Source organism: Mycobacterium sp. H4Y (genome assembly GCF_000364405.1).
In the GTDB taxonomy this organism is placed as follows: Bacteria; Actinomycetota; Actinomycetes; order Mycobacteriales; family Mycobacteriaceae; genus Mycobacterium; species Mycobacterium intracellulare.
Map to the genome: position 1 here is coordinate 2,232,858 of NZ_AKIG01000001.1, position 26,842 is coordinate 2,259,699.

The 26,842-nt window shown below is 64.6% G+C and carries 15 protein-coding genes; 10 read left to right on the forward strand and 5 right to left on the reverse strand.

Annotated elements, in window-relative coordinates:
* The first annotated feature begins 93 nt into the window (after positions 1-93).
* Entirely contained in the window at positions 94-1,470 is a 1,377-nt protein-coding gene (locus W7U_RS09840) for a SagB family peptide dehydrogenase (RefSeq protein ID WP_170320569.1), read from the forward strand.
* Between the two features lie 122 nt (positions 1,471-1,592).
* Here W7U_RS09840 and W7U_RS09845 read toward each other — a convergent pair whose 3' ends face one another.
* Together W7U_RS09845 and W7U_RS09850 are read right to left on the reverse strand one after the other, a co-directional pair.
* Positions 1,593-6,140 (reverse strand): non-ribosomal peptide synthetase, encoded by a 4,548-nt coding sequence (locus W7U_RS09845; protein WP_008257484.1) that lies wholly within the window; start codon positions 6,138-6,140, stop codon positions 1,593-1,595.
* A gap of 19 nt (positions 6,141-6,159) precedes the next feature.
* On the reverse strand, positions 6,160-11,190 hold the full coding sequence (locus W7U_RS09850; protein WP_008257486.1) for a non-ribosomal peptide synthetase: 5,031 nt from the start codon (positions 11,188-11,190) through the stop codon (positions 6,160-6,162).
* 264 nt (positions 11,191-11,454) lie between these two features.
* Here W7U_RS09850 and W7U_RS09855 point away from each other — a divergent pair, with 264 nt between their 5' ends.
* The 4 genes from W7U_RS09855 (at position 11,455) to nbtC (ending at position 17,330) form a co-directional block, all read left to right on the forward strand.
* Positions 11,455-12,006 (forward strand): GNAT family N-acetyltransferase, encoded by a 552-nt coding sequence (locus W7U_RS09855; RefSeq protein WP_008257489.1) that lies wholly within the window; start codon positions 11,455-11,457, stop codon positions 12,004-12,006.
* Between the two features lie 165 nt (positions 12,007-12,171).
* The gene (locus tag W7U_RS09860) at positions 12,172-12,930 is read left to right on the forward strand and encodes an alpha/beta fold hydrolase (protein WP_008257491.1); all 759 of its coding nucleotides are present in this window, start codon (positions 12,172-12,174) and stop codon (positions 12,928-12,930) included.
* Positions 12,927-14,225: a polyketide synthase gene (locus tag W7U_RS09865; RefSeq protein WP_008257493.1), complete on the forward strand. Its 1,299-nt coding sequence runs from the start codon at positions 12,927-12,929 to the stop codon at positions 14,223-14,225. The genes W7U_RS09860 and W7U_RS09865 overlap by 4 nt, the downstream gene beginning before the upstream one ends.
* 3 nt (positions 14,226-14,228) lie before the next feature.
* The gene (gene nbtC / locus W7U_RS09870; protein WP_014942255.1) at positions 14,229-17,330 is read left to right on the forward strand and encodes a nocobactin polyketide synthase NbtC; all 3,102 of its coding nucleotides are present in this window, start codon (positions 14,229-14,231) and stop codon (positions 17,328-17,330) included.
* Between the two features lie 94 nt (positions 17,331-17,424).
* Here the strand turns inward: nbtC and W7U_RS09875 are convergent.
* Positions 17,425-18,542, reverse strand: a protein-coding gene (locus tag W7U_RS09875; protein ID WP_085976834.1) for an IS3 family transposase whose coding sequence is annotated in 2 segments (ribosomal slippage) — positions 17,425-18,275 and positions 18,275-18,542 — 1,119 coding nt in all. Because the reading frame shifts where the segments join, the coding sequence is not laid out codon by codon here.
* Positions 18,543-18,864: 322 nt separating this feature from the next.
* Here W7U_RS09875 and W7U_RS09885 point away from each other — a divergent pair.
* Positions 18,865-19,071: a heavy metal-associated domain-containing protein gene (locus W7U_RS09885; RefSeq protein ID WP_033717539.1), complete on the forward strand. Its 207-nt coding sequence runs from the start codon at positions 18,865-18,867 to the stop codon at positions 19,069-19,071.
* Between the two features lie 80 nt (positions 19,072-19,151).
* Entirely contained in the window at positions 19,152-21,407 is a 2,256-nt protein-coding gene (locus W7U_RS09890) for a heavy metal translocating P-type ATPase (protein WP_008257498.1), read from the forward strand.
* Between the two features lie 20 nt (positions 21,408-21,427).
* Here the strand turns inward: W7U_RS09890 and W7U_RS09895 are convergent, their stop codons facing one another.
* Complete coding sequence (locus W7U_RS09895; RefSeq protein WP_033717556.1) at positions 21,428-22,024, reverse strand: DUF305 domain-containing protein; 597 nt, start codon at positions 22,022-22,024, stop codon at positions 21,428-21,430.
* Positions 22,025-22,656: 632 nt separating this feature from the next.
* On the opposite strand from W7U_RS09895, the gene W7U_RS09900 reads away from it, so the two are divergent.
* Positions 22,657-24,030, forward strand: a complete 1,374-nt coding sequence (locus W7U_RS09900; protein ID WP_033717542.1) for a PPE domain-containing protein — start codon at positions 22,657-22,659, stop codon at positions 24,028-24,030.
* 169 nt (positions 24,031-24,199) lie between these two features.
* On the opposite strand, the gene W7U_RS09905 is transcribed toward W7U_RS09900, so the two are convergent.
* Entirely contained in the window at positions 24,200-24,490 is a 291-nt protein-coding gene (locus W7U_RS09905; protein WP_008257501.1) for a metal-sensitive transcriptional regulator, read from the reverse strand.
* Positions 24,491-25,049: 559 nt separating this feature from the next.
* Here W7U_RS09905 and W7U_RS09910 point away from each other — a divergent pair.
* Together W7U_RS09910 and W7U_RS09915 are read left to right on the forward strand one after the other, a co-directional pair.
* Entirely contained in the window at positions 25,050-25,436 is a 387-nt protein-coding gene (locus W7U_RS09910; protein ID WP_008257502.1) for a hypothetical protein, read from the forward strand.
* A gap of 116 nt (positions 25,437-25,552) precedes the next feature.
* Complete coding sequence (locus tag W7U_RS09915; RefSeq protein ID WP_225325411.1) at positions 25,553-26,770, forward strand: PLP-dependent cysteine synthase family protein; 1,218 nt, start codon at positions 25,553-25,555, stop codon at positions 26,768-26,770.
* Positions 26,771-26,842 lie beyond the last annotated feature (72 nt).

Genomic DNA, 26,842 nt, shown 5'->3' on the forward strand with positions numbered 1-26,842 from the left:
CGCGCCGGAGCTGCTAACCCGCACGAACTGTGCCTCGCTTACGCTGAGGGCGTCGAGATGGTGGATTAATTCGGAAGCGGAAGGGTTCGCGGATTGCCCGACGTCAGATACCCCGGCCAAACGAGATTCGCGTTCCGTTCCGGTGTCACCTGCTTGGTCACGCCCGCTGGAGCGGTGCTGCTGAATCCTCCGCGCAGCGAGAAGCTGACCCGATTGACCCCTGGCCAGCTACAGGCACTCAAAACGCTGAATCTCGGGCCGGCAACGCTGTCGGAGATACTCACGGCGACAGACGAAAGCGGTGTCGGCACGCTGATAGATCAGCTCGCCACGAGCGGTTGGCTGACGGTCACTGTGCGCGACGAAAAGAACGATTTTTACTCCATCCTGCCGTTCGAGCGGCCCGCAAAACGGCCGGCGCCGATGTCGCCACGGTCCTTCGCGCTATCGAAATTTGCTGTACTGCACCGAGACTCAGAGGGTTTCGTCCTTGAGCATCCGCTGGCGTGGTGTGATGTGCGCATTCACGACTCACGCCTGCTTGTCCTGCTCGACGGGCCTGCAGCAGACGTCTCAGGCGTGCCGAGCGCCGTCACCTCGCGGTTCATCGAGGATCTGCACTGGTGTGGCATCCTCACCAACCTCGGCGCCGAAGACAGCAGATTCGATGCTCTCAGCTGGAGCGCACCGGATCTGTGGTTTCACCGCCGCAGCACTCTGGGGCAACGCACCGTCACCTGGGAGCGTTTCGGCCCGACCAAGTGGGCGAAGGGTCGATTCCCACAGCCGCCCGCGCGCAGGACGAATTATCCGGGTGAGCCTATTGCCCTTCTGGTTCCCGATCTGGCGGCCAAACGAATGCAGGACCCGACTTTGACGGCCGTCCTCGAAGACCGAGTTTCCACAAGGACATTCGATGACGCCCGCCCGATTACTGTTGGGCAGTTGGCCGAACTGCTCTACCGCACAGCGCGAACGCGGAGAACCGAACTCGTCGCTGACGGGGAGGAACTCGTGTCACGCCCGTACCCTTCTGGTGGCAGTCTGTATGAGCTGGAGCTCTACCCTGTGGTGCGCAATGTCGCCGGACTCGAGCCGGCAATGTACCACTACGACTCGTTCGACCATGTCCTACGCCCTGTCGCTGGACCAGATTCGAAGGCCGTGTCCCAGCTGTTGAAACCGGCCGCAGCAACTCTCACCGGAGGTGCCGAGCCGCAAGTGCTCGTCGTCATGGCTGCGCGTTGCGGTCGCATCATGTGGACCTACGAGCAGATCGCCTATGCCGCCATCCTCAAAGATGTCGGCGTCCTCATGCAGACGATCTACCTGGCCGCGACCGCGATGGGCCTCGGCGCGTGCGCGCAAGGCTTCGGTGATACCGCCGCTTTCGTCGCGGCCACCGGTGTCGATGAACTACAGGAGTGCAGCGTCGGCAGTATCATCGTCGGGTCACCCGCCCCGAACTAGCCCTCGGCGAGAACCTCCTCGTCGGTCAATGCTGCGACGTCGAGGCAGTGGGGCGCGATGACGGGCAGGCATTCCGGCCTGCCACGCTGAGCTTCACCGGCGGGTCATTTCTTTTCCACTTTCTACGCCGGGCTTTCATTCAATCCAGCCGCGAGCGCGGCTATGCCCCATTGCCAGAGTTGCGTTAGCCGGTCGATGTCGGAGGACGCGAACAGGGCATCGCTCCAGAGCCAGTTAGCCGTCAGTTGCGGACCTTCGGATGTTCCCCGTACTGCCGCGGCTAGGTACAGCGCAAAACGCAGTGGCAGATCTGGCTCAGGGTCGACGGGCAAAACGTCGACTTGGTCGCCGGCAACTAAGGACCAGGGCTGATCCGTTCCACCGGCGAGGTCGAGGCGACCCAAGTAGCTGAACATGATCTGAGGTTCGACAGCATCCTGCAGTTCTGGAACATGGTCCACATAACGAAGCAGTCCAAAGTCCAGGCCTTCATTCGGAATCGCACTCAAATGGCCAGCCACCGAATCGAATAGCGCTCGGGCCGCCGCCGGATCGCTTGCTGCCTGCTCGGCGTCGACGCCTGACACACCCACTCCGAGCCGTACCGGGTATGCAGTCGTGAACCAACCGACCGTGTTCGTGGTGTCCGTGTCCAAAATGGCGTCAGCGCGCCCATGGACCTCCATCGTGACGAGCGTGCCAGCCGCCGAATCTTGTTCACGAGTACGCCGCCAACTCGCGACGGCCATCGTGAGCGCGGCCAGCAGGAATTCGTCCATGCCCTTATCTCTGGTGAGCGCAGTGAGCACGCGCTCAGTGACGTCGATCGGTATGAGCGCCCGTGTGACCCGCAGAGTCGACCACGTGTCACGGGTAGCATCAGGATGCCGCCTACCCAGCGCAGGATCGGGCCCTTGAACCTGGGCGTTCCAGTAATCGCGCTGGGCCTGCACTTCGGCGGTAGCGGCCCGCTGCCACATCAGCTCCGACCACCGTCGGTAAGAAGTAAACTCTGGCAATGTCTTTGGCGTTTCGCCCGATGTCAGTGAGCGCCAAGCTCCAGCGAGGTCGCCGAGAATGATGTGCCAGGACACCACGTCTACCGCAAGATGATGCGCGGTGATCAGCAGCAGCTCGCCGTGCACGGCCCCGGAAAACCACACCGCTCGCACCATGGCACCCGAATGGGGATCGATCTCCTCGGTGACCTTACGCGCCGAATCTGTTATGGCCGTGTTTAGTTCCTCGCGGGACGAATTGGGTAGCTCAACGCGGGTAAGCACATCAGTGGCACGGACGACGCCGGGTTCGCGCGTAACAAGGCGCGGTCCCCCGGCGGTCTCAACCAGAATCGATCGCAGAGTGTCGTGCCCGTCGAACAACAACTGCAGCATCGACTCGATTGAGGGGCGGTCGATTTCAGACGGCAATCGCAGCAAAACGGTATGGGTGAACCGGCGGTAGTTTCCGTACTCGTAGAGCCAGGACACCATCGGCAGGGGCAGAACCTCGCCGTATTCGACGGCCTCGAGGGCGGTGCCCGATTCGGCTGCTAGGTCCAACGCGTCCGCGAGTTGGCGAATTGTCGGTGCGGTGAATAGCATCCGGGGACTCAATGACAGGCCGTGCCGCCGCGCCTTATGGACCAACGAAATCGCCACGATGCTGTCTAACCCGAGCGAGAAGACGTCGTCGTCGACGTGTGGCACTACGCCGTTGAACTGTTCCTCGAATATTTTGCACAGCGATCGTTCGGTGTCGGTGGACGCCGATGCCGCCCCGCCTTCAGTGACACGCAAGAGCGCATCCTCGGCAAGCCGGTCCAATGCACGGCCATCCAGCTTGCCGTTCGCATTCACCGGCAGCTGAGGTATCGCCACGATTCGGGCGGGAACCATGTAAGGCGGCAGCCGTTCGGTGAGCGCGGTACGCAGCTGTATCAGGTCGGCAGCCACATCCTCCTGCCACACAACAAAACCCACCAGAATTGCGCCGGTCTCGCGACGCAGAACGGAAACCGCGGCATCGCACACCTGCGGCTGACCGCGCAGGGCCGCCTCGATCTCACCGATCTCCACGCGGTAGCCACGGATCTTGACCTGGCAGTCGCAGCGTCCCACATAGGAGTATCCACCGTGCGGCAGGCGACGTACCAGGTCACCGGTGCGGTACATGCGTTGGCCGGGACGCAGCGGGTCCGCCACGAAGCGAGCCGCGGTCATCGCAGACCTGCCGACATAGCCACGGGCCAGCTGCGCCCCGGACAGATAGAGCTCGCCTACCACACCGTCCGGCACCATCCGCAACGCCGAATCCAGGACGTAACCGACGGTTCCAGCGTTCGCGGTGCCGATCGTCGGCTTTTGGTATTCCGTGACCGGTGCCACCACCGCTTCGACCGTCGTTTCGGTGGGGCCATAGCAGTTGTAGACCGCGGTTGGCGACGGAGCGCGCAATTGCTCCCACAGCGCGGTATCGATTGCTTCACCGCCGAGGGCCAGCACCGAAAGAGAGTGGTCCAAAAGTCCCGCGGCACGCAGTTGCAGAAACATCGACGGGGTGGTGTCGATCATGTCGATCTGGTTGGCGGCCATCCCTTGCACCAGCCGGTCTGCGTCGCGCATCTCCTCGGCGTCGAACAGGTGGATCGCATGCCCGTCGAGTAGGCCCACCATGGGCTGCCAAGAGGCGTCAAAGCTCAGGGACCAGGCGTGGGCGATCCGCAGCGGGCGGCCCAGGCGTGCCGAAGCCGCCCGGTAGACACGGTCGCGGTGGTCAGCGAAATAGCTGAGTAAAGCGGCATTGGTGCCGATGACGCCCTTGGGTTCACCGGTCGAGCCCGAGGTGAAGATGACGTACGCGCTGTGCTCGGGGTGCCGGCGAACCGCCAAGCTGGCGGCTGCGCGTTGCGAGATGCGGCCGGCGGCAGCGGGTTCGTCGATCACCACTGTGTTGACCCGGCCGCTTACCAACTCCGTGTAGCCGGCTTCGGCGATGGCGAGTACCGGATTTGCTTGCCGCAAAATAGATTCGATACGAGCGTTCGGCAACGTGATATCGACCGGCAGATAGGCGCCACCGGCGGCGAGTACGGCCAGGATGGCGACGATGGAATTCGTCGAGCGCGGCAGCACCAGCGCAACGACTTTTTCCGGTCCTATGCCCCGTTCGGCCAACTCCCCCGCGAGCCGGCAAGCGTGCGCGTGTAGTTCGGCATAGGTATAGCAGTCACCACCGCCGGTAGTTAGGGCGACGGCATGCGGTGTGGCGTGGACCTGCCGCTCGAATGTCTCCCACACCGAGGTGCTCTCCGCAGTGGGTAGCGGCCGCGTCGCAAGTCCTTCGAACTCGGCGCGCTCCGCCGTGGTGAGGATATCCAGCGTGTCGGGGGTGTCGTCGCCAATATCGGGGAGTTGGCGCAGCACGGCGAGCAAGCGCTCGCCGATCTGGGAGGGCCGAAGATGCGGAAGTGCCTCGGGAATCGCCTCGACCAGTACCAACAGCGCGTCGTCTCGCATGTGCGAGACCACAGTCAACGGGTAGTGCGTGAGACTCTCCATCTCTACCGGACTGAACCGGGCTCCGTCTGGTGTGGTCACCGTCCGGATGGCGTCCTCGATCGGTGCGTTCTCGAAGACGAATAGCGAATCAAATAGGGTTCCCCGGCCATGCTCACGCTGGATTTCCGACAGGCTGAGATAACCGATGTCGCGCATCGCCGACGACTCGCGCTGCAAGCGGGCGCATTGCTCCACCACCGAGTCGGCGGTGCTCACCTGGTGCACCACCGGCACGGCGTTAATGAACAGTCCGACCATGGTTTCCACGCCGGGCAGGTTTTCCGGCCGGCCGGACACGATGGTGCCGAAAACGACATCGCGACGGTCGGTGAGCCTGCTGAGCACAACCGCCCACGCGAATAGCACCGCGGTGTTGAGGGTAAGACCGTTGCGACCCGCCCACTGTCGCAGCCGCACCGTATCGGCCGCAGGCAACAGCAATTCGGTCTTTTCCGGCACGCCCTCGCCCGCGGCGACGGTCCCATCCGCCACCATGAGCGGGCCGGACACACCCTGCAGATACGTCATCCACTGAGCGGTCGCGGCCGCCCTGTCCTGCTGGGCAAGCCAGACGATGTAGTCACGGTAGGGGCGCGGGCTCGGTAGCCCGTCGGTCGATCCTCCCGCCCGATACACGGTGAGCATCTCGGTGAAGAACACGGCGAGAGACCAGCCGTCAACCAGAATATGGTGGGCGGTGAAAATCATCCGGCGCCTGGTCTCGCCGGGAGTGCCAAGCACCACAACCCGCAATGCCGGTCCACGACTCAGATCGAACGGGCGGCGCCGCTCCGATCGTGCAATGGCATCGAATTCCGTTGGCGGTGCGAACCGTTCGGACCAGGGCAGCTCGGCCTGCATGGGCACGATCTGCACGGGCTTCGGTACATCACGATCCCAGAAGGCGGCGCGCAGATTCGGGTGTCGGACCAGCATGGCTTGAGCGCTGCGGCGGAGCAGCTCGAGATCGACTGGTCCGTCGACATCGACGACGAACTGCATGCTGTAAAGGTCGATACTGTCCTGCGCCAATCGGTATAACGCAAACAGCCCTTCCTGCAAAGGGCTGAGAGCGAGCACGTCCTCGATCTGCGGCGGAGCTGTGGTCACAAATACCTCACGGGTGCCGTCACGACTGGTTGAGCCAGGATGCGTTGAGTTGCGCCAACGCATCGGGGGTCAGGCCCGACGCGCTCATCGGCGTATATTCCTGCTTCGGCGGCGAATCCGTCTCGGCCGCCGGCTGACCCGCTGCCGCGTCGACCGCCGCGGCCAGCTCGCCGATGGTCATGTACTCGAACACCATTCCCGGGGTGAAGGCCAGTCCCTGCGCGGTGGCCTGCGCCGACCATTTAATGGAGATGATGCTGTCACCGCCGAGCGCGAAGAAGTTGTCGTCGCGATCGAGACCGGTGACGTCGAGCAATTCCTCTAGCAAGGTGATGAGGATCCGCTCGGTTTCCACCGAGCCTGCGGTGGCCGGTTTCGAGGGCGCAGCGATGGGCGGGGCCGGCGGGGCGAAAAGTTTCTCCAAATCATCCGTGGGAAGCAACTCCAGGCTGGACACGGGACGGTCCGGCGCCGTCGCGAACGCATCGAGTGCTGCGTTCAGAGCGGCGGCGATAAGGGCAACCGACGCAGGTTCGTAGAGATCGGCATTGGCGACGACGCGCACGTCGAGTTCACCGGCCGGCGTCACGCTCATGCCCACGTCCAGATCCAGTAGTGAGACCTCGAAGTCCATCGGAAGCGGTACGACCGTGGTGCCGCCGGTCTCGGTGAGAGGGCGCGGTATCAGCGCCCAATCCTCTCCGCGAAAGTGGATCATGTTCTGAAACAGCGGGTTTCGGGACCGTGAGCGCGGTGGGTTGAGAGCCTCAACCAGACGTTCGATGGGCAGCTCTTGGTGTGCGAATGCGTCGAGCACCGTGTGGCGGCTACGGGTGAGCATGGTGCGCAGGCTTGGATCACCGGACAGATCGTTGCGCAGCACCACCACGTTGGCGAACAAGCCGATCAGATTAGCCGTGATCGGTTCGACACGGGACGCGACCGGGCTGCCGAGCGGAATGTCCGTCCCTCCGCCGAGCTTGTGCAGCACTACCGCCAGGGCGGCCTGGTAAACCATGAACTCGCTGGCGCCATTTTGCTCGGCGAGCTGTGTTAAGGACGCCCGGCGGGTGGCGGGCACGGTGAAAGTCACCACCTCCCCACGCTTTCCGAGCGCCGGCGGGCGGGAATAATCGTGGGCAACCGAGACCTCGTCGGGCAACCCAGCGAGGGCGTCACGCCAATACGCCAGCTCAGCCTGTCCCCATAGGGAAGCGAATGCGTCTCGTTGCCACAGCGCGTAGTCCACGAATTGGATCGGCGATGTGGTCCACTGCGGCGCCTGCCCTTGGTGCCGCGCGCGGTAGGCGGTGACGAGGTCGTCAAAGAAGATCCCCAGAGAGGCGTGATCGCTGACGATGTGGTGAACGACCACCAACAGCACATGCGTATCCGTGCCGAGCGCCAACAGGGTGACCGTAATCAACGGCCCCGACTCGGGCGTAAACACGTGCCGGCGCTGCTGCGCCACCGCGTCATCGAAGCCGTCCGGGGTGACCTCCCGGACTTTTAGTTCCAACTGCAAGATCGGGTGCACGATTTGATACGGAACGCCTTCGTGCTCATCGAAGTTCGTGCGCAGGGCGTCGTGGCGCTTAACGACGTCGTTGACCGCCTCGGTGAGGGCGACGATGTCCAGGGGACCGTCGAAGCGAAGCGCAAAGGGCATGTTAAAGCCGTCCCCCGCCCCTTCCATCCGATACTGGAACCACGCGGCGAGCTGCGAGTAGGACAACGGGAGCCGCTCCGGGCGAACCGATTCGACGAGTTCTGGGCGGCTCGATTGCCAAGCCGACGTTGCGTCGTCGAAAGTGTCCTCGGCGTCCATCGCGTCAAGGTCGATGTCGAACTCGGCACGGAACTGCTCGACCAGCGCAGCCGCCAATCCGGCCGGGGTGGGCGTATCGAACACGGCGCGAACGGTCAGCTCTATGCCGAATTCGGCACGGATCTGCGCGACCAGCCGAGCCGCCAGCAGGGAATGGCCACCCAGCCCGAAGAATGAGTCCTCAGCACCCACACGCTCCCAGCCGAACAGTTCGGCGAAAATCGAGCACATCCGGCGCTCGGTCTCGGTCGCCGGCTCACGGTAGCGGCGCACAGCGATAGGCGTAGGTGCGGGCAGTGCCCGTTTGTCCAGTTTGCCGCTCACAGTCAGCGGGATCTCATGGATAACTGCAAATGCGCTGGGCACCATGTATTCAGGCAGCGCCGAGGCGGCATGTGCGCGTATCTCATCGAGATCTAAGTCGGCGGAGAGGTGTTCATCAGCCGCTGGCACCAGGTACGCGGCCAGCATGGGCCCAGCCTCGGTGTCTTCCACGGCGACGAGGCAGTGCCGCACCGCTGGATGCGTTTTGATGACGGACTCGACCTCGCCGAGCTCGATGCGGAAGCCACGAATCTTGACCTGCTCGTCGGCTCGGCCGACGAATTCCAGGTCGCCAGAGATGTTGCGGCGGACCAGGTCTCCGGATCGATACAGCCTCATGCCGGGATTGAAAGGGTCGGCGATGAATCGCTGCGCGGTCAGCCCGGGACGACCGAGATACCCACGCGCCAACTGAATGCCACCGAGGTACAGCTCACCGACGACCTCCGCGGGCACCGGTTGCAACTGCTCGTCGAGCACGTAGGCGTAGACGTTGCGGTTCGGCACGCCGATCGGCACTACGCGCGCGCCCTGCGACCCCGCGACCCGCTTGTGTGTCGAGCACACGACGGCCTCGGTCGGGCCATAGTGATTGCGTAGCTCCGCGTCGAAGTAGCTGGCGAATTTGTCGGCTACCTCAGTGGGAAGCGCTTCTCCGCCCACCGGCACATGACGCAACTGCCGCCATTGGCTGGCCTGCGGCAGCATTAGCAGGGTGCTCAGCATGGAGGGCACCATGTGGAGCACGGTGACGCCGCGGCGATTGATCAGCTCGGCAACGTAATCGATGTCACCGAAGGCCTCGGGCCTGGGCACGATCAGCTGTGCGCCAAGCGACAACGGGATGAAGATGTCTGCCAGTGAAGCATCGAAGCTCACCGACGACGATTGCAGCCACCGGTCTTCTCCGGTCACGCTCCACTCGGCAATGAAACCATCCACGTGCTCGGCGATCGCGCGGTGCGAGACAGCCACGCCCTTGGGCCGCCCGGTGGAACCGGAAGTGTAGATGACGTAAGCCAAGTGGTCGGGACGCAACGGACGTAGCCGGTCGGCATCGGTGAGCGCGGCGTCCGACAACTGTGCGGCGGCGTCTTCGGCGGCGTCGAGTTCCTGTCGCCCGATAACCGTCTGGGGTCGGGCATCCGTGACAAGGTATTGGATGCGGTCGTCGGGATAGGCGGGGTCGATCGGCAGGTAGGCCGCACCGGCTTTCAGCACGGCGAGCAGCGCGACGATGAACTCTATCGACGTGGTCATGCGCAGCCCGATGACGTCCTCGGCACCGAAGCCTCGTCCGATAAGCCAGCGCGCCAAACGATTCGCGCGAGCATGCAGGTCGGCATAGGTGACTTCACCCGCGTCGGAAACTAGCGCGACCGCGTCGGGAGCGACGGCCGCGGCTGTTTCAAGCATCGCGACCATCGTGGTGGCCGGCGTGGCGACAACTTCCCCGTGCGACTGCGCCAGGACGGCTTCCCGCTCGCCGGCGCCGAGCAGGTCCAATTTGGTTAGGCGACGTTCGGGTTCGGCCAGGGCGTTGTTCAACAGCTGCAGATAATGGGTCAGCATCTGATCAACGAGTGCCGAGCTCAACACGTCGGTCTGGTGCTCGAGCTCGACCGATACTCCCTTTGGGTCGAGCACAACCGTCAAGGCCAACGGAAGCTGGGCGGCTACCGCGCCCAATTCGAGTTGTCCTACCGTGACACCGTCCAGTATCAATCCACTTGCGCTGTTGCGCATGCTGAAACCCAAGCGGACCAGCTGGTCCATGCCATCGTGCCCCATTGCCCGCTCCGGGTTGGCTTCGCGCACCACTCGATCGATGCCAACGGACTGGTGGGCGAACCCGGCAAAACAGGTTTCGCGTACCGCGTCGACGAACGAGGTGAACGTGTCGTGCGGTCGAACGACGATCCGCAGCAACAGCGTGTTGCCGAAGTACCCGATCGCCCCCTCGGCCGGGGCGCTGCGTCCGGTGACCGGCACGGAGATCACAAAATCTGCTGCGCCGGTATAGCGGCGTATCAGCACGCCAAAGGCCGCCAACAACACCATAAATGGTGAAGCGGAGCGGTCTCGGGCAAAATCCTCGACCCTGCCGAACAAGCCGGCGGGAAGGGCGCGAGCCCGACGATCGGCCTGCCTGGACGGATGCACGGCAGCCGCACCGGGAAGCTCCAGCGGATCCGGTGACGGCCGCAAAGTGTCCGCCCAGTAACCGACGTCGGCACTCGCGGGTTCCGCCTCATTACCTAGCACCGCGACCGAAACGAACTGTGGCGCACGGCTATTCAACTGAAGACCGTTATAGGCAGCGCTCAGCTCGCCGAAGAAGACAGCCCAGGAATCGTCATCCCAACAAATGTGGTGTACGACGAAGAACAGCACGAATTCGTCTGGGCCGGAGCGGATCAGGGTTGTCCGCAGCGTAAGCTCCTCGGTGAGGTCGAATGACCGGCCGAACTCGTCTCGTGCCAGCGCCTGGACCCGGCGATCGCGGTCCTCCTCTGAAAGATGGGTCAAATCATCTGTTCGCCAACCGATCTCAACGCCATCGGAAAACACTTGATAAGGCTCACCCTCGGTGTCCACCGCGTAGGTGGTACGCAGGATCGCGTGCCGGGCAACGACCTGATTGAAGGCGGCGCGCAAGCGTGCCTCGTCCAGGGCGCCCGTGAGCCGGTAGGCGACGCAAATGTTCAGCGTAACGTCGCTTGTGTCCATGGCCTGCAGGAACCACATCCGCCGCTGGCCGGGCGACAGACGGTAACGTTCTCCCGCACAGATCCGCACCAGCTCGACCGACTCCCGCGCCGCCAGACCGCGTTCGGCGATGCGCCTACGTAGCAGTTCCAGGCGACGTTGCTCCAAAGTCTTGACGTCGTCGGCCATGGCTCGCCTCACTCCCGTTATTCAGTTCGCCGGATCGGTCCGAGCATGGGGCGTCCTACACCCCAGATCCGGAACCCGAACGACACGACACGCAGTAACGATCCCTTCGTCGCCGGCACCCTACCGCGACTGCGGGCTTATGTTAGCCTTCACTAAGTTACAGGGCTCGTGCGCCTGCCGCGGCGACGAGATCGGATCGCCCATCGCTTTATGTGCTCGTCGCGCACTACAGGGCCCCTTTGGTCGGGAGGTACACGGGTGCAGATGCAAGATCTGCAGCAATGCCGCGCCGCGGTTGATCATGAAGTGTTCGCGGGCGAATTCTCGCTGCGCCGGCTGGACCCCGACGGCGACCTCGACCTGATGCATTGCTGGATGAACGACCCCGAGGTGGCGCGATTCTGGCGGAAGCCGTGGTCCCGCGTCCGGATTGCGTCCTATCTGCATCAACAGCACTCCAGCGCACACTCGGTTCCGTACCTGGGTCTGTTGGATAGCGTCCCGATGAGTTACTGGGAGCTTTACCGCGCCGATCTTGATCCGCTGTCCGACTACTACCCCGCCCGCGAGCACGACGCAGGCGTGCACATGCTGCTGGGTCCACCCGAGTGCCGCGGACGGCGGCTGGCGGTGGACCTGCTACGCACGGTCTCGTCATGGCAACTGGAGGCGGATCCGCTGGCCGCACGGGTGGTCGCCGAGCCCGACGTTGACAATGTGCGGGTGCTCCGGGTGCTCGACCACGCCGGGTTTCAGCGCATCACGGACCTCGATCTGCCAAACAAGCGCGCCGCCCTCATGATCCGTGACCGATAGGGCCGACCAAGCGCCGCCCCAAACCCGGACGGCGGGCCGGTGCGATCCCCCGAAGGCGAGGAGCTTATGTTAGCCTACGCTAAGTTAATGACGCATGCGGTGGTTGTGCCGCCGCGCGGGCTCCTCGAGGCGCATACAGCGACACGAAGCGAAAGGTAGCGTTGCATGCCGCGCACACTGGGGTGGATCAGACAGTTCCACGAACCGGATTTGCCCGAAAGCGTTCCGTTGCTGATTTTTCCGCATGCTGGGGCTGGCGCGTCGGCCTACCGCGAATTTTCGAAAGCACTGCGCACGACATTCAAGGTCATTATTTTCCAGTACCCGGGACGACAGGACCGGGCGGCTGAAGCGTCGTTGCAATCACTCCCCGACATCGCCGCTGGAGCGTTCGGCGAATTCTGGACGTCAGAGCACAATCGCGGGATCCCAATCGTCACGTTTGGGCACAGCATGGGGGCGTTGGTCGCGTTCGAGTTTGTCCGTATCGCCGAAGCCAGCGGAATCGATGTGCGCCAGTTGAACGTCTCCGCGGCGGTTGCCCCTTACCGCGCCGCGGCCAAGCCACCGCATCCCAAGGATGACGAGGGGATCCTCAACCATCTAGCGGCGCTGGAGGGAACCAGCACGGATGTGTTCACCGACCGCGAAATCATGAGACGGGCGCTTCCGGTAATTAAAGCCGACTACAATGCCTTTGACGCCTACTCCTGCGCCGACGACATCAAGGTAGCGGCTCCGGTACATGCGATGGGCGGTAATCAAGACCCGTATATAACGTTGGGCGATCTGTACGGGTGGGGCAAACATACCGACACCCTCAAGGTCACGATGTTCGACGGCGGACACTTCTACCTGGAATCGCACATAGGCGCCGTCGCGGAGTTGTTGGCGTCTAGTGCGCACCGCGAGCAGACGGCGTGAGCAGCGACGACCCAATCGTCATTTCCGGAATGGCCGTCGAGGCGCCCGGGGGAATCGACAGTCCCGCAGCCTTGTGGTCCGCGCTTGCCGAAGCCAGGGAACTGATTGCCCCCTTTCCACGCGACCGCGGCTGGCCGATCGACGATCTCCTGTCGGTATCCGAGCTAGACGGCTGGGGGCCGGTTTTCGACGCGGGCGGGTTCCTGGACGGCGCAACAACATTCGACCCTCCTTTTTTCGGTATCACGCATCGCGAGGCCCTCGTGATGCAGCCCCAGCAACGGGTGGCGATGCGTGTGGCGTGGAAGGCACTGGAGAATTCGGGGATAAACCCCGGCGCGCTCGACGGCGCCGACGTCGGCTGTTTCGTCGGGATGTCCCCGATGGAGTACGGCCCGCGTGCGGCCTTAGCCGATGCCCACAGCGGGCATCGGATCGCCAGCCTAGGCCAGCTGGGGGCCGCCGGGCGTATCTCGCACTGCCTTGGACTGTCCGGGCCATCGATGTGTATCGATTCGGCGTGTGCGTCGTCGTTGACCGCACTGCACCTGGCCGCGACGGCGGTGCGGACGGGCGAATGCGAATGGGCGCTTGCCGGCGCGGCGTGCGTCATGGGGTCACCGGGAGCTTTCTACGAATTCGCAAGGCTCAATGCGCTTTCCACTGACGGGCATTGCCGCGCCTACTCGGAGGACGCCAGCGGCACCGTGTGGGGGGAAGGCGCGGGGATGGTCGTTGTCGAACCTGAATCCCGCGCACGCCGACTGGGACACCGGATCTATGGACGCATCCTGGCCGTCCGCACCAACCACAACGGCAAAGGCAAGCCGATCCTCGTACCCCGGGTGCGCGCGCAAGAGCAGCTCATCCGCAAGACAATTGACGCGTCGGGGATCGATCCGGCCGAAGTCGGAATGATTGAAGGGCACGGCACCGCGACCCGCGCGGGCGACCCGGTGGAATTGCTGGCCCTTTTCAAGACCTACGGCGCGGCGGGATCCAAGGCGCGGCTGGGCTCGTTGAAGTCGAACGCCGGGCACGCACAAGCGGCATCCGGAATCCTCGGACTGATCAAACTGTTACTCGCCGGCCAGCACGGTCAGATCCCACCAACGCTCTTCTCGGACAACCCCACCGAGACGGTGGACTGGGACCTGACGGGCCTGCGATTGGCGACAAAACTGCACCAGTGGGAGCCCATAGGCGGCGTCCGCTACGGCGCGGTCTCATCGTTCGGCGCCGGTGGCGCCAACGCGCATGCGATCATCGCGATGCCCGCAAGTTCCCTGGAGTGAATAGTGGCACCTCTTACCTACCGGCTTCCGAACGACACCATTCCCGTCCTGTTATCGGCCGAAACGCGCGAACTACTGCGGGATGAGGCTGTCGCCCTCCTTTCTTATGCCGCAGACCATCCCGAGGTGACACCCGACCGGATCGCCGAAATGCTGTTTCGGACGCGGATCGCGCGCCGGCACCAAGCCCTAGCCATGGTGACCCAGCGCGACGAGTTGATCAGCGCCCTGCACGCGGTTATCGATGAACACGAACATCCTTCGTTGGTGCGCACCAATACACCCGCCAGCACCCGCCGGCTCGCCTATGTTTTTCCCGGGCAGGGAGGCCAACGACCGGGGATGGGGCGGCTCTTTTACGAAGCGATACCGGCATTCCGAATCGAGGCAGATCGCTGTGCCGAGGCATTCCAGACGCAGTTCGGCGAGTCACCGCTGAAATACCTTCTCGACGACAACTTTCCTGCCGAAGACAGTTCGGGCGTCGTCCAGCCCGCGTTGTTCACACAGATGGCCGGCCTGGCCGCGATGTGGCGATCATTCGGCGTTGCGCCCCACGTCACCATCGGGCACAGCCAAGGCGAGATCGCCGCGGCCTACGTATCCGGGATGACCACTTTGGCAGATGCCGCGCTCGTCGTCGGGCTCCGCGCACGTGCCGCCGACGAGTTCGCCTCCGGTGATTACGCCATGGCCGTTGTCGCCACCGACCGTGACACCTGCGAGGACTTACTCGCGCGTTGCTCGGGCTGGGCCCAGCTCTCGGTGGTGAATTCCCCGAGCATGGTGGGCATTTCAGGTGATCAAGAGACGGTGCAGGGCATCGTGGACACGTTGACCGAGCGCGGCACGTTCGCGCGCGTCATTCGCGTGCAGTATCCCGCGCACAGCAGCTTGATCAATGAGCTCGCCGCTTCGGTACGTGCGTCCATGCAGCGCCAACTGCAAAATCCGCAGTTCCTCGACACCGACATCGACTGCCTCGGAGGCACTCTCGGCGGCCCCATCATGCCTGAGCTGCCGGTCGACGAATATTGGTTCTGGAACCTGCGCAACACCGTTCGCTTCGACAAAGCGATTGCGACCGCGGTGCGGCACGGCATCGACACTTTCGTCGAACTGGCCGAACATCCGACGCTGCAGTTGGCGATTCACGAGAATCTCGCTGTCCAGGCGGACGAACGCGAGGCGGTGGTGGTCGGCACGTCGGAACGAACCGCCACCGATTTGGGCGAGTTCACCCGCGGCCTCGCGCAGGTGGCAGTACACGACCTCGACTATTCGTGGGAGTGCCTGCGCACCGAATCTGACGGCCACGTCCGGCTGCCGTTACGCGATTTCCCCAACACCCGGATGAACGAGACCCGGCTGTGGCTGCCCTATAACGAGGTTCTGCCCGTGCGTGCCCGTCAACCATCCGCTGTCACACCCGTTGCCGCAGTGGCCGATTCGGCGCGCGATCGGATCGCCGAAACCACACCCGCGCGCCTCCTCGTCGAGGAATGGGTCCGGCTGTCGCAGCGCTCACTGATGCCGCCGCGCGCCCTCGGACTCGTGGATCACACCGGAGCCTGCGGGGACCTGGCCACCACCTTATGCGTCGTGGCCGAAGAGATCGGCGCCACGGGTCGCATGATCAACACCGAAAACAGCGCCGCCAGTGGCGATCTCAATACGCTCGTCATCCTGGTTCCGCAATCGCCCGAACTGGACGACGCCGCCGCCGCAGCCGAGGTCGCGACATTCTTTGCCGACCGCAGCTGGTGGCCGGGGATACACGACGCGGTCACCGACTGCTGGCTCGTAACAGTCGGCGGTGAGGCGGTTGTTGCAGACGACGCGCCACCGGATCCGGTTCACGCAGCAGCCAGCGCAGGGTTTCGCAGCATAGGCGCCGACTATCCAGGCATCGGATTCCGGCACCTCGATCTGCCGCGCGGACTGACGGCGTCAGACTCAGCACACGCAATCCTCATGGCGCTGCACACGGCTGAAGAATCCGAGGTGGCATTCCGCAACGGCGGCCTCTACGCCAAGCGCATCGCCGAGAGCGACACGTCCGCCGGCGACTGCGACACAGCACCCCCTGAGCATGTGCTCATCATCGGGGGAACAGGAAATCTCGGGCTCGAATTCTGCGAGCACTTCGCGCACTGCGGCGCGCAGCGAATCACGTTGGTAAGCAGATCGGGCGAGACGGCTGCCGTCGCAGACCGACTGCAGCGCATTCGTTCGGCCGCAGCGACGCCGATCCATGTCACTAGGTGCGACGTGGGCGACCAAGCAGCGGTCTCACGACTGGCTGCCGAAAACCAAAGCGTGCCTGCAGATCTGATCATCCACGCCGCCGTAGAGTATTCGGCTGTCGAATTCCAGGACATCACCGCCGAGAAAGTCGACCAGGCGTTACGCGCCAAAGTTGTTGGCATCTGCCGCATATTAGGGACGTTCCCCAGGACGGACAACTGTCGGGTAGTCCTATGCTCCTCGGCCAGGGCGACGATCGGCGGCCGGGGACAGGTCGTCTACGCGGCGGCCAATCGGATGCTCGACGCTACGGCGCACCGACTCCGAGCCGAGGGTTTGGACTGCGTGTCCGTGCAGTGGGGACAGTGGACCGTCCATTTTGATCTCGATGACGCCAGCATGGCGCAGCTGGCTGCCATCGGCGTCGTCCCGATGTCTCCTGCCGGCGCAATCGCTTTGGGAATGCGCCGACTTCCTGGAAATGCCATCGTCGCGGCATTCGATTTCGCTCGCGCACGATCAGTCCTGGAGGTCTACGGCTACGGCCCGCTGTTGTCCCAGCTGACCTCGCCCGCCGCGGCAACTTCTATCGTCGAAGCTCCAGCGCCCGTCGAGGAGACAGGTCTACCCCGACGGTTAGTAAACCTGCTGGCCGAAGCCATCGGTGTCGACCGCGCCGAGACGATTGACACCACCGCCCCCATGGTCGCGATCGGCCTGGATTCCCTGCAGGCACTGGAGTTACGCCGCCGTGTGAAGGCCGAATTCAATCACGATCTAGAGGTCTCGGACCTTCTCGGAGGGGCATCCCTTGCAGACGTTCTGACGCAGTTGGGCGGACCGCGAGCTGCACCCTGACCAGGAACTAAATCCTGTGCGTCGCGTCGCTTCGGCCGCCGGACTGCATGCCTGGCCGGACCCCATGAACTGGTCCACGGCGAACGAGAGTCGTTCATTGGTGGGTACAGGTGGCAGCGTAGCGGGCCGGCGGTTGGTAGCCCAGGGCCGAGTGCCGTCGGTGGTGGTTGTAGTCGTGTTTCCAGTCGCTGATGACCACCCGGGCCTGGGCCAGTGACCAGAAGCTGTTGATGTTGAGGCATTCGTCGCGGATGCGGGAGTTAAACGACTCGATGTAGCCATTGCGCCATGGCTCTCCGGGCGGGATGAAGTGCAGGTCGACCTGTCCGGCGGCCCAGTCGGCCATTGCGCTGCAAGCTAATTCGGGTCCGTTGTCACAGCGCAACACCGCAGGATAGGCGCCGCGCTGGGCGGCCAGGCGGTCGAGCTCGGCGATCAAGTCCTCGCCGGTGATACTGCGCTCGACCATCCCACCGAGGCATTCGCGGGTGTGCTCGTCGACGATCGAGACGATCTTAACCGGCCGCCCGTCAGTGGTGACGTCGAACTGGAAGTCGGCCGCCCACACCCGATTGGGCGCATCGGCGGTCGGAACGCCAGCGGTAGTGGCGGTGCCATGGCGTTTACGCCGGCGCCGCTGCGGCACCCGCAGACCTTCTTCACGCCAGAGCCGTTGAACCTTCTTGTGATTCACAATCCATCCTTCGCCGCGGGCATCGTGATAGGCGGGCCGAAACCCCCGCCGTGGGTGATCCTTGGCGTACGCGCGAAGCCAGGCCCGCAACGCCGCATCAGGATCGGCTGGCGTGGCTGCCAGTGACTCGTGTCGTTGGGTGGCGCGGTGCTGCCCGGTCACGCGGCAGGCGAACCGCTCACTGACCCCCAGCACGCGCTGGAGGTGATGAACGGCTGCCCGCCGACGTTCCGGGCTTAGAAGTTTCCCTTCGCGATCTCCTTAAGCGCGACCTTCTCCAACTCGGCATCAGCCAATAACCGCTTGAGCGCGGCGTTCTCGCGTTCGAGGTCCTTGAGCCGTTTGGCGTCCTCGGCCTTCAGCCCACCGAACTGGTTACGCCAACGGTGATACGTCGCTTCGGACACACCCAGCTCGCGGCACACCGCCGCGGTGTCCTTGCCCTCAGCCAGCAGCCGATCGGCCGCCATCAACTTGCGCACAATCTGCTCGGGACTGTGCCGCTTCCTCGTCGCCATGATCTTGTCGAGCCTTCCTGCCCAAAACGTGGGCCGCAAGACTCTCATAAGCCATGGATCAACCGACCGGGGTCAGGCCATGCCGGCCCGATGCGACTCGAGAAATGGGCACTTCGCTTCGCAGTGAGGCCGTCAACCAGCCGTTGTTGGTCCGTGCCATCTTTCGATCGGGGCAATATTTTCGGCGAAATGTGGTTATGCCAAATGAACCTTCGTCCCCGTGAGCTCGGCAGCGCGTTCGTTCGGGGTGTTGACACCTGGACAGATACCCTATGGGGGTATAGTGTGGATTGAAACGCCTGTCGACGTGAAAGGAGCCGACATGAGCACCGTCACAGTCAGGGTTGCGGGAATGACCTGCGCCCATTGCGCATCCTCAGTACACGATGAGGTCGGCAGCATCGCCGGCGTCACCGCAGTCGACGTCGATTTGTCAACTGGCATGGTCACCGTGGAGAGCGACAACCCAGTCGACAACGACGCGCTCAAGGCCGCCGTCGAAGAGGCCGGATACCAGCTCGCCGGCTGAAGCAAACCCTCAACTGTGTGCGACCCCCGTCGAACGGTCCGCCGGCCCGCTAGCAGGCCGGGCCCCTAAAGGAGAGCATCGTGCGTCCCGTCATCGAGACAACACCCAACGGCCACGTCGAGCTGCTGATCGACGGCATGACCTGCGCGTCGTGCGCGGCCCGCATTGAGAAGAAGCTCAACAAGCTTGACGGCGTCACCGCGACGGTCAACTACGCAACGGAAAGGGCCAGCGTGGCCTACGTCGGAGATGTCTCGCCCGATCAGCTGGTGGCCGCGGTCGCGGACGCCGGCTACTCGGCGGCGCTTCCCCAGCCGAAGCCGGCCGATGGTGACCTGAACGGGCAGCCCGACGGCGACCCCACAGCATCGCTACGGCAGCGGCTCCTGGTTTCGCTGGTGCTGACGGTGCCGGTGATCGTGATGGCCATGATCCCGCCGCTCCAGTTCGCCAACTGGCAATGGCTGTCGCTGACGCTTGCCGCTCCGGTGGTGGTGTGGGGGGCGTGGCCGTTCCATCGGGCCGCGTGGGCCAACCTGCGCCACCGCACCGCGACCATGGACACGCTGATCTCGATGGGGACGCTCGCCGCGTTGGGCTGGTCCGTCTATGCGCTGTTCTGGGGCACCGCCGGTATGCCTGGCATGAGGCACGCGTTCGAGTTGACCGTCACGCGTACCGACGGTACCGGGAACATCTATCTCGAGGCCGCCGCCGGTGTCACAACTTTTATCCTGGCAGGCCGGTTCTTCGAGGCCCGAGCCAAGCGGAGGGCCGGCGCCGCGCTACGCGCGCTGCTCGACCTCGGCGCCAAGGATGTCGTGGTGCGCAAAGGCGTTGTGGAGCAACGCATTCCGATCGAACAACTCGCGGTCGGCGACGAGTTTGTGGTGCGGCCAGGGGAGAAAATCGCCACCGACGGCGTCGTCGTCGAGGGCGCTTCGGCGGTGGACGCATCGATGCTGACCGGCGAATCGGTGCCGGTGGAGGTTCGGCCCGACGACCACGTGGTCGGGGCCACCGTCAATGTCGGCGGCCGACTCGTGGTGCGGGCCAACCGGATCGGCTCCGACACCCAGCTAGCGCAGATGGCCAGGCTGGTCGAGGAGGCGCAAACCGGAAAGGCGAACGCGCAGCGGCTCGCCGACAAGATCTCGGCCATCTTCGTGCCGATTGTCATCGTGTTGTCGGTGGCGACGCTGGGATTGTGGATGGTCGTCGGCGGGTCGATCGGCGCGGCGTTCACGGCCGCCGTCGCGGTGTTGATCATCGCCTGCCCTTGCGCACTGGGCCTGGCCACGCCGACCGCTCTGATGGTCGGCACCGGCCGCGGCGCCCAACTCGGCATCCTTATCAAGGGTCCCGAGGTGCTGGAATCGACGCGACGCATCGACACCATCGTCCTCGACAAGACCGGCACGGTAACCGCTGGCGCGATGACCCTGATCGATGTGATCACCGACGACGGCGGACAACCCGATCAGGTGCTCCGGGTGGCCGGCGCGCTGGAAGCTGCCTCCGAGCATCCCATCGCCACCGCGATCGCCAAAGCCGCACGCGAGAAGCTCGGTGACCTTCCGGCCGTCGAAGAATTCACCAACCTCGAGGGGCTCGGTGTCCAAGGTATGGTCGACGGCCACGCGGTGATGGTAGGCCGCGAACGGCTACTGGCGGACTGGTCGCAGCACCTGCCGGAGAAGCTCGCTGAGTCCATGCGGGCGGCCGAGTCGCAAGGTAAAACCGCCGTCGCAGTCGGCTGGGATGGCAGGCCACGCGGCGTGCTCGTGGTCGCCGACGCGGTCAAACCGACGTCGGCCGAGGCCATCAGCCAACTACGCGCGCTTGGATTGACACCGATCATGCTCACCGGCGACAACCAGGCCGCCGCTGACACGGTCGCCCGTCAGGTCGGCCTCGACCACGTGATCGCGGAGGTGCTGCCCCAGGACAAGGTCGATACCATCAAGCGTCTGCAGGCCGACGGCAAGGTGGTGGCCATGGTCGGCGACGGCGTCAACGACGCTGCCGCGCTGGCCCAGGCCGACCTCGGACTGGCGATGGGTACCGGCACCGATGTCGCCATCGAGGCCAGTGACCTGACTCTGGTCCGCGGCGACTTGCGCGCGGTGCCGGATGCGATCCGGCTATCGCGCAAGACGTTGGCCACGATCAAGGGAAACCTGTTCTGGGCCTTCGCCTATAACGTCGCCGCGCTGCCGCTTGCCGCCGCCGGGCTGCTCAATCCGATGCTGGCCGGCGCCGCGATGGCGCTCTCTTCGGGGTTCGTCGTCAGTAATAGCTTGCGGCTTCGCCGGTTTCAGCCGGGCATCCGGTGATCCCGCGGGCGTCTTGACAGTTACAGCGAGGCCAGCAGCTTCTGCATGGTGTCGATCTCCTGCTGCTGGCTGGCGATGATCGAGCGGGCCATCGCCGTCGCCGCAGGATATCCGCCGGAATTGACCTCGTCCTGGGCCATGGCGATCGCGCCCCGATGATGTTGGATCATCTGCGTCAAGAACAGCCTGCTGGCCTCCACGCCCTGGGCGTTCTTTAGCGCGGCCATGTCCTCGTCGGACATCCCGCTCATACCCGGCATCGCGCTCCGCGTGGGCATCATGGTCTGGCTCGGCGTCCCCCACTGACCCAACCAAGTCTGCATTTGTTCAATCTCTGGCCCTTGAGCTGCCTTGATCTGATTCGCTAGATCTACGACACGGGCGTCAATGCCTTGCTTGCCCAACACAATGTCGCTCATCTCAATGGCCTGCTGATGATGCGGAATCATGTGCTGCGCGAACACGACATCAGCCTGCTTATGGCCGTCGGGGGCCGACGCTGAAGTCGGTGCGCCCTTTGTGGCGCCTGCCTGGTCAGTGTGGGAGTTACTACATGCGCCGGCGCCGACCAGCGCAGCCAACGCCGCGACAGCCGCCGTCAGAGTCCTGATTCTCATCACAACAAGCCCTTTCCTCGGTTCGAGGGCCGGTTCCCCTGGCGGCCCTTGGCGGTGCTCTGACTTCTCGACCGCTGCACGACAGCTACAAGTCTGCCCGCAGCCGCTTCGGCTCAACCAGACGCTTCCACGGAATTCGATAGAGACCGTACCCGGTCACGATCCCGACGACGCTCCTGAGGAACGGTCGTATTGCTACATCCCGATGGAACCAGTGGACCGGCATACCGAATCGCGGCGGCGGACGGCATTCTCGTTCAGCGAATGAATCCGGCTGTGCCGCCAATGGCAGTCAGGGGCATCGACAACCCCCAACCCATCATGGCTGTGCGGCGCCTGAAGGCGGCTGGACGTGATTTCTCGGACCAGGCGCCAAACCCTTCGTGAGTCCTTGTGTCATGTGCAAGTAACCTGTAGCGAGAATTTCGTCCTGTTTGTTGAGGTGGGAGCGCTTGCGACGGTGTGAGGCCGATCCCTCAGCAGTCGGGACGGTCTCATTAGGTCGCCTTTCTTCGCGGTACCGGCACTGCCCGAAGGATTGCGATTTGTTTGCTGTTCGGCTGGCTACCCCCATACGACGCGCACCGGAGCCGTCGATGCCCTCGCGGCCATGAGAGCGATCGGAGGAGAACGTGGACTTCGCAGTACTACCGCCGGAGGTTAACTCCGCGCGGATGTACGCCGGTCCGGGGTCGGGACCAATGCTGGCCGCCGCCATGGCCTGGGACGAATTGGCCGCCGCGCTGCAGTCGACGGCGGACTCCTACCAGGCCGAGATCACCGCCCTGACCTCCGGCCCGTGGGTCGGCCCGTCGGCTGCGGCCATGACCGCGGCGATCGCCCCCTATCTGGAGTGGATGCGGACCACCGGCGCCCAGGCCGAAGAAACCGCCACCAAGGCCCGGGCCGCGGCGTTCGCCTACGAGACGGCCTTCGCCCAGACGGTGCCGCCGCCGGTGATCACGGCGAACCGCACCCTGCTGGCGTCCCTCGTCGCGACGAACTTCCTCGGGCAGAACACGCCGGCGATCGCCACCACCGAGACCGAGTATGCGGAGATGTGGGCGCGTGACACCGCGGCGATGTTCGGCTACGCGGGTTCCACGGCGTCGGCGACCACGCTGACACCGTTCGTCCAGCCGGATCAGACCACCAACCCCGGGGCGGACCAATCCGGAGCCGTAGCGCAGGCCACCGGCACCGCCGCCGGGAGCACACGCAACGCGGTTGCCCAGCAACCGTTCTCGGCGGTACCCAACATGTTGACCAGAACCGCAGTGGGGCCAACTGCCGTCGACCCGTCGGTGACGGACGTGCTGGGCGTGGAGAGCGATCTGATCACGGTCTTTCTGAACGGGCCCGCCAGCGTCGCTGGACTCGGCGTGGTAACCCCCTTCGGTGCGACGACTCTTCCCTTCAACATTGCCGGCGCGCTGACCGGTTTCCACACCGATGACATCGTCAGCGGGTGGGCCGGTGTGCAGTCCTGGCCGGGGGCGGGCGCGGTGCCGCCATCGCCATTCCCGGTCATCACGAACCCGGCGGGTGGATTCGGAACTCTGGCGTCAGCGGGGCTCGGTGAGGCCAACACCGTCGGCGGCCTGTCGGTACCGCCCGGGTGGACGGCCGCCGCCCCGGCGATACGGCCGGCCGCTTTGGCGTTGCCGGCGACCAGCGCCGGCGCCGCCGCGGAAGCCGCCGCCGCGGCCGCCCCCAGCGGCACCGGGAGTCTGTTCGGCGAGATGGCGGTGGCGAGCATGGCCGGGCGCGCGATGGCCGGCACGAGCGCGTTGGGTCGGGAGCGAAGCCGGGCCGAGACGGCGAAGGCCCCCCGCGACCCGAACAAGAAGGACAAGACAAACGCCCCAGCAATCGCCCCGCAGGTTTCGCCGGTCGGAGCGATCAACATCGCTGCCGAGCTGCGCGAGCTGGCGTCGCTGCGTGCCGCCGGAATCCTGACGCAGCAAGAATTCGACGAACAGAGAATGCGCCTGCTGCCAAGATGATTTAGGCCCATGCCGTGTGTTCGTTACCCGGCGCTTAATCCCTCGCGAAGGGTGAGCGACGTGTGCTTGCGTCATGCGGTGCGACCGCGCTCGCGGATTGTCGCGGCCCGTTCGCCTCACTGCGTCGTGTGAGCCCCACCGGCAGCGGATGGATGCACGCGTGCAGCGATCAAGAGCGAACAAGTCGTGCGATTGCGGCGGAGGCTTCGGCCAATTTCGCGTGGGCCTGGTCGCCGCCCTCCGCGGCGGCGCGGGTCAGACAGTGGTCAAGGTGCTCGTCGAGCAGATTCAGCGCGACTGACCTCAAGGCGCTGCTGGCGGCGCTGATCTGGGTGAGGACGTCGATGCAATACTTGTCGTCTTCGATCATCTTCGCGATGCCGCGGACTTGGCCCTCGATGCGGCGCAGTCGCTTGGCGTAATTGTCCTTTTGCGCCGAATATCCGAGTGGGGTTGTCATCTATCCTCCCAGCGTCTTGGTCATCGGGGAGACCTGCGCCTACTGCGTAGTGACGAGGGTCAGCCATCGCAATGGCGTCGGTGTCGTGGAAGCGGTGCCAGGATCGCGGAAATGCGAGTGCTAATGGGCCTCATTATGGCACGTACCGTGCCGTATCGCGCCCAACGGGTGATCGCCCGCTAGAGGGCGCACCTGGGCCCGTGCCCGATTCCGGGCTCGCGTAGCCTCGCACGTCAGGGCAACGTGCCGTCACCCGTATGGCTATGACGGCGCAAGGCAGACCCTCTCGACGCCGCGTGTATCGGCACGCGAAGTTGGAGCCGCACTACCCTTTGCGGGTATGGGGTACAGACCGTATCGTCGTTGGTGTGGACTTTCCCCTGCCTTCGTTCGGGCCTTCGGCCGACCCCCACGGGCGGCTGATGGGGTATCGATCACGGACAGGTCTCGGCCGGGCATCGACTCGATTTGGAGCGCGAATGGCCACGACCGGCGGTGCTACGGTCGGGGTGTTATGAGATTGGCCAGCGCTAGCGGAACGCCACGGCTGCGGTACGCGGTGGCGGTTGGGGCTGCGGCGTGGTTGGCGATGTGGGGGGTGCTGATCGGCGCCCACAGCATCCTGGGGCATCCCCAGTCTTCGCTAGGCCATCCAGCCCACGCGTTGGTGGCTTCGCTGGGTGGCGAGTTCACCGTTAACGTCGATCATCCGCATGCGACTAAGGGGTCCTCGGGCGGCCATCATGAGCAGTTCACCACAGCGGTGCTGCCCCGCTCGGGTGCCGCGTTGGCGACGCTGGCGGTGTTGGGTGCGGTGCTGGCCGTGGCCCTGACCGCTGGGCCGGCCCGGTTTGCGGTGCGCGCCGGGCGGGGCCCGCCCCGTACCCCGGCTTTTGCGCTTACCGGTCAAGACGTCTTGACGCGGTTCTGCCTGTCTCGTCGCTGACTGGTCAGCGCCAGGTCGTTTCTGCCCTTTGTGGCGGCGGCCGGCGATCGCTGACCCCCTGTCACCATGTGCCGCGCACCGATATTCGCGGCTCCCGCGTGAAAGCGACGAATCCCATGGCTGAAATTCTTCCTCTCGACAACACATGCGTTCACCCCGTTCCGGCACTGAAGGTCATCAAGCCGCGGGACTGCGCACCACCCGCCCCCGCCACCTCCCGGCGACCCGCCGCCCTGGTGGGCAACACGCCGGTGCTGCGGATCTCGGCCCCGCTGAGCCCACCCGATCGCGGGTTTTGGGCCAAGCTAGAAGGGTTCAACCCCGGCGGCAGCATGAAAGACCGCCCCGCCCTGCACATGGTCGAAGCAGCCCGCGCCCGCGGCGAGCTCGCGCCCGGGGCCCGCATCGTGGATTCCACCAGCGGCAGCCTCGGATTGGGCCTAGCGCTGGCCGGCCAAGCCTACGGGCACCCGGTCACCGTGGTCACCGACACCGGCATGGAACCCATCGTGCGCCACATGCTGGCCGCCTACGGCGCCCAAGTCGACCTGGTCACCGAACCCCACCCGATCGGGGGCTGGCAACAGGCCCGCAAAGACCGCGTCGCCCAAGTCCTGGCCGCCGAGCCGGGAGCCTGGTGCCCCGACCAATACAGCAACCCCGACAACATCACCGGCTACCAATCACTGGGCTTAGAGCTCATGGACCAGCTCGGCAACGTCGACGTCCTGGTCTGCTCGGTAGGCACCGGCGGACACTCCGCCGGCGTGGCCCGGGTGCTGCGCCGATTCAACCCCGACATGAAACTGATCGGGGTCGACACCATCGGCTCGACCATTTTCGGCCAACCGGCCACCACCCGGTTGATGCGCGGGCTGGGCTCCAGCATCCACCCGGCCAACATCGACTACCCCGCCTTCAACGAGGTGCACTGGGTGGCCCCACACGAAGCCGTCTGGGCGGCACGCACCTTGGCGGCCAGCCAGTTCGCCAGCGGCGGCTGGAGCGTCGGCGCCGTCGCGCTGGTCGCCGGCTGGGCCGCACGCACCTACCCCAAAAACACCCGGATCGCCGCCGTCTTCCCCGACGGACCCCAACGCTACTTCGACACCATCTACAACGACGACTACTGCCGCCAACACGAGCTCCTGGGCTGGCAACCCACTCCCCAACCCACCACCCTCATCGACCCCAACCAACACGTCATCACCTCCTGGACACGCACCACCACCATCACCAACCCCACACTGCTGCGCGGGGCGGTACCGATCCGCAAAGCAGCTGCTGGGATTCAGGCGGGGAATGGCTCGGTCGAGGTGAAGATTCCTGCATAGCCCCGCTGCACGAATTGCACGAGCAGGATCCCCATTGGGTCACTGCACTGAATCAAAAACACGAGAGGACGT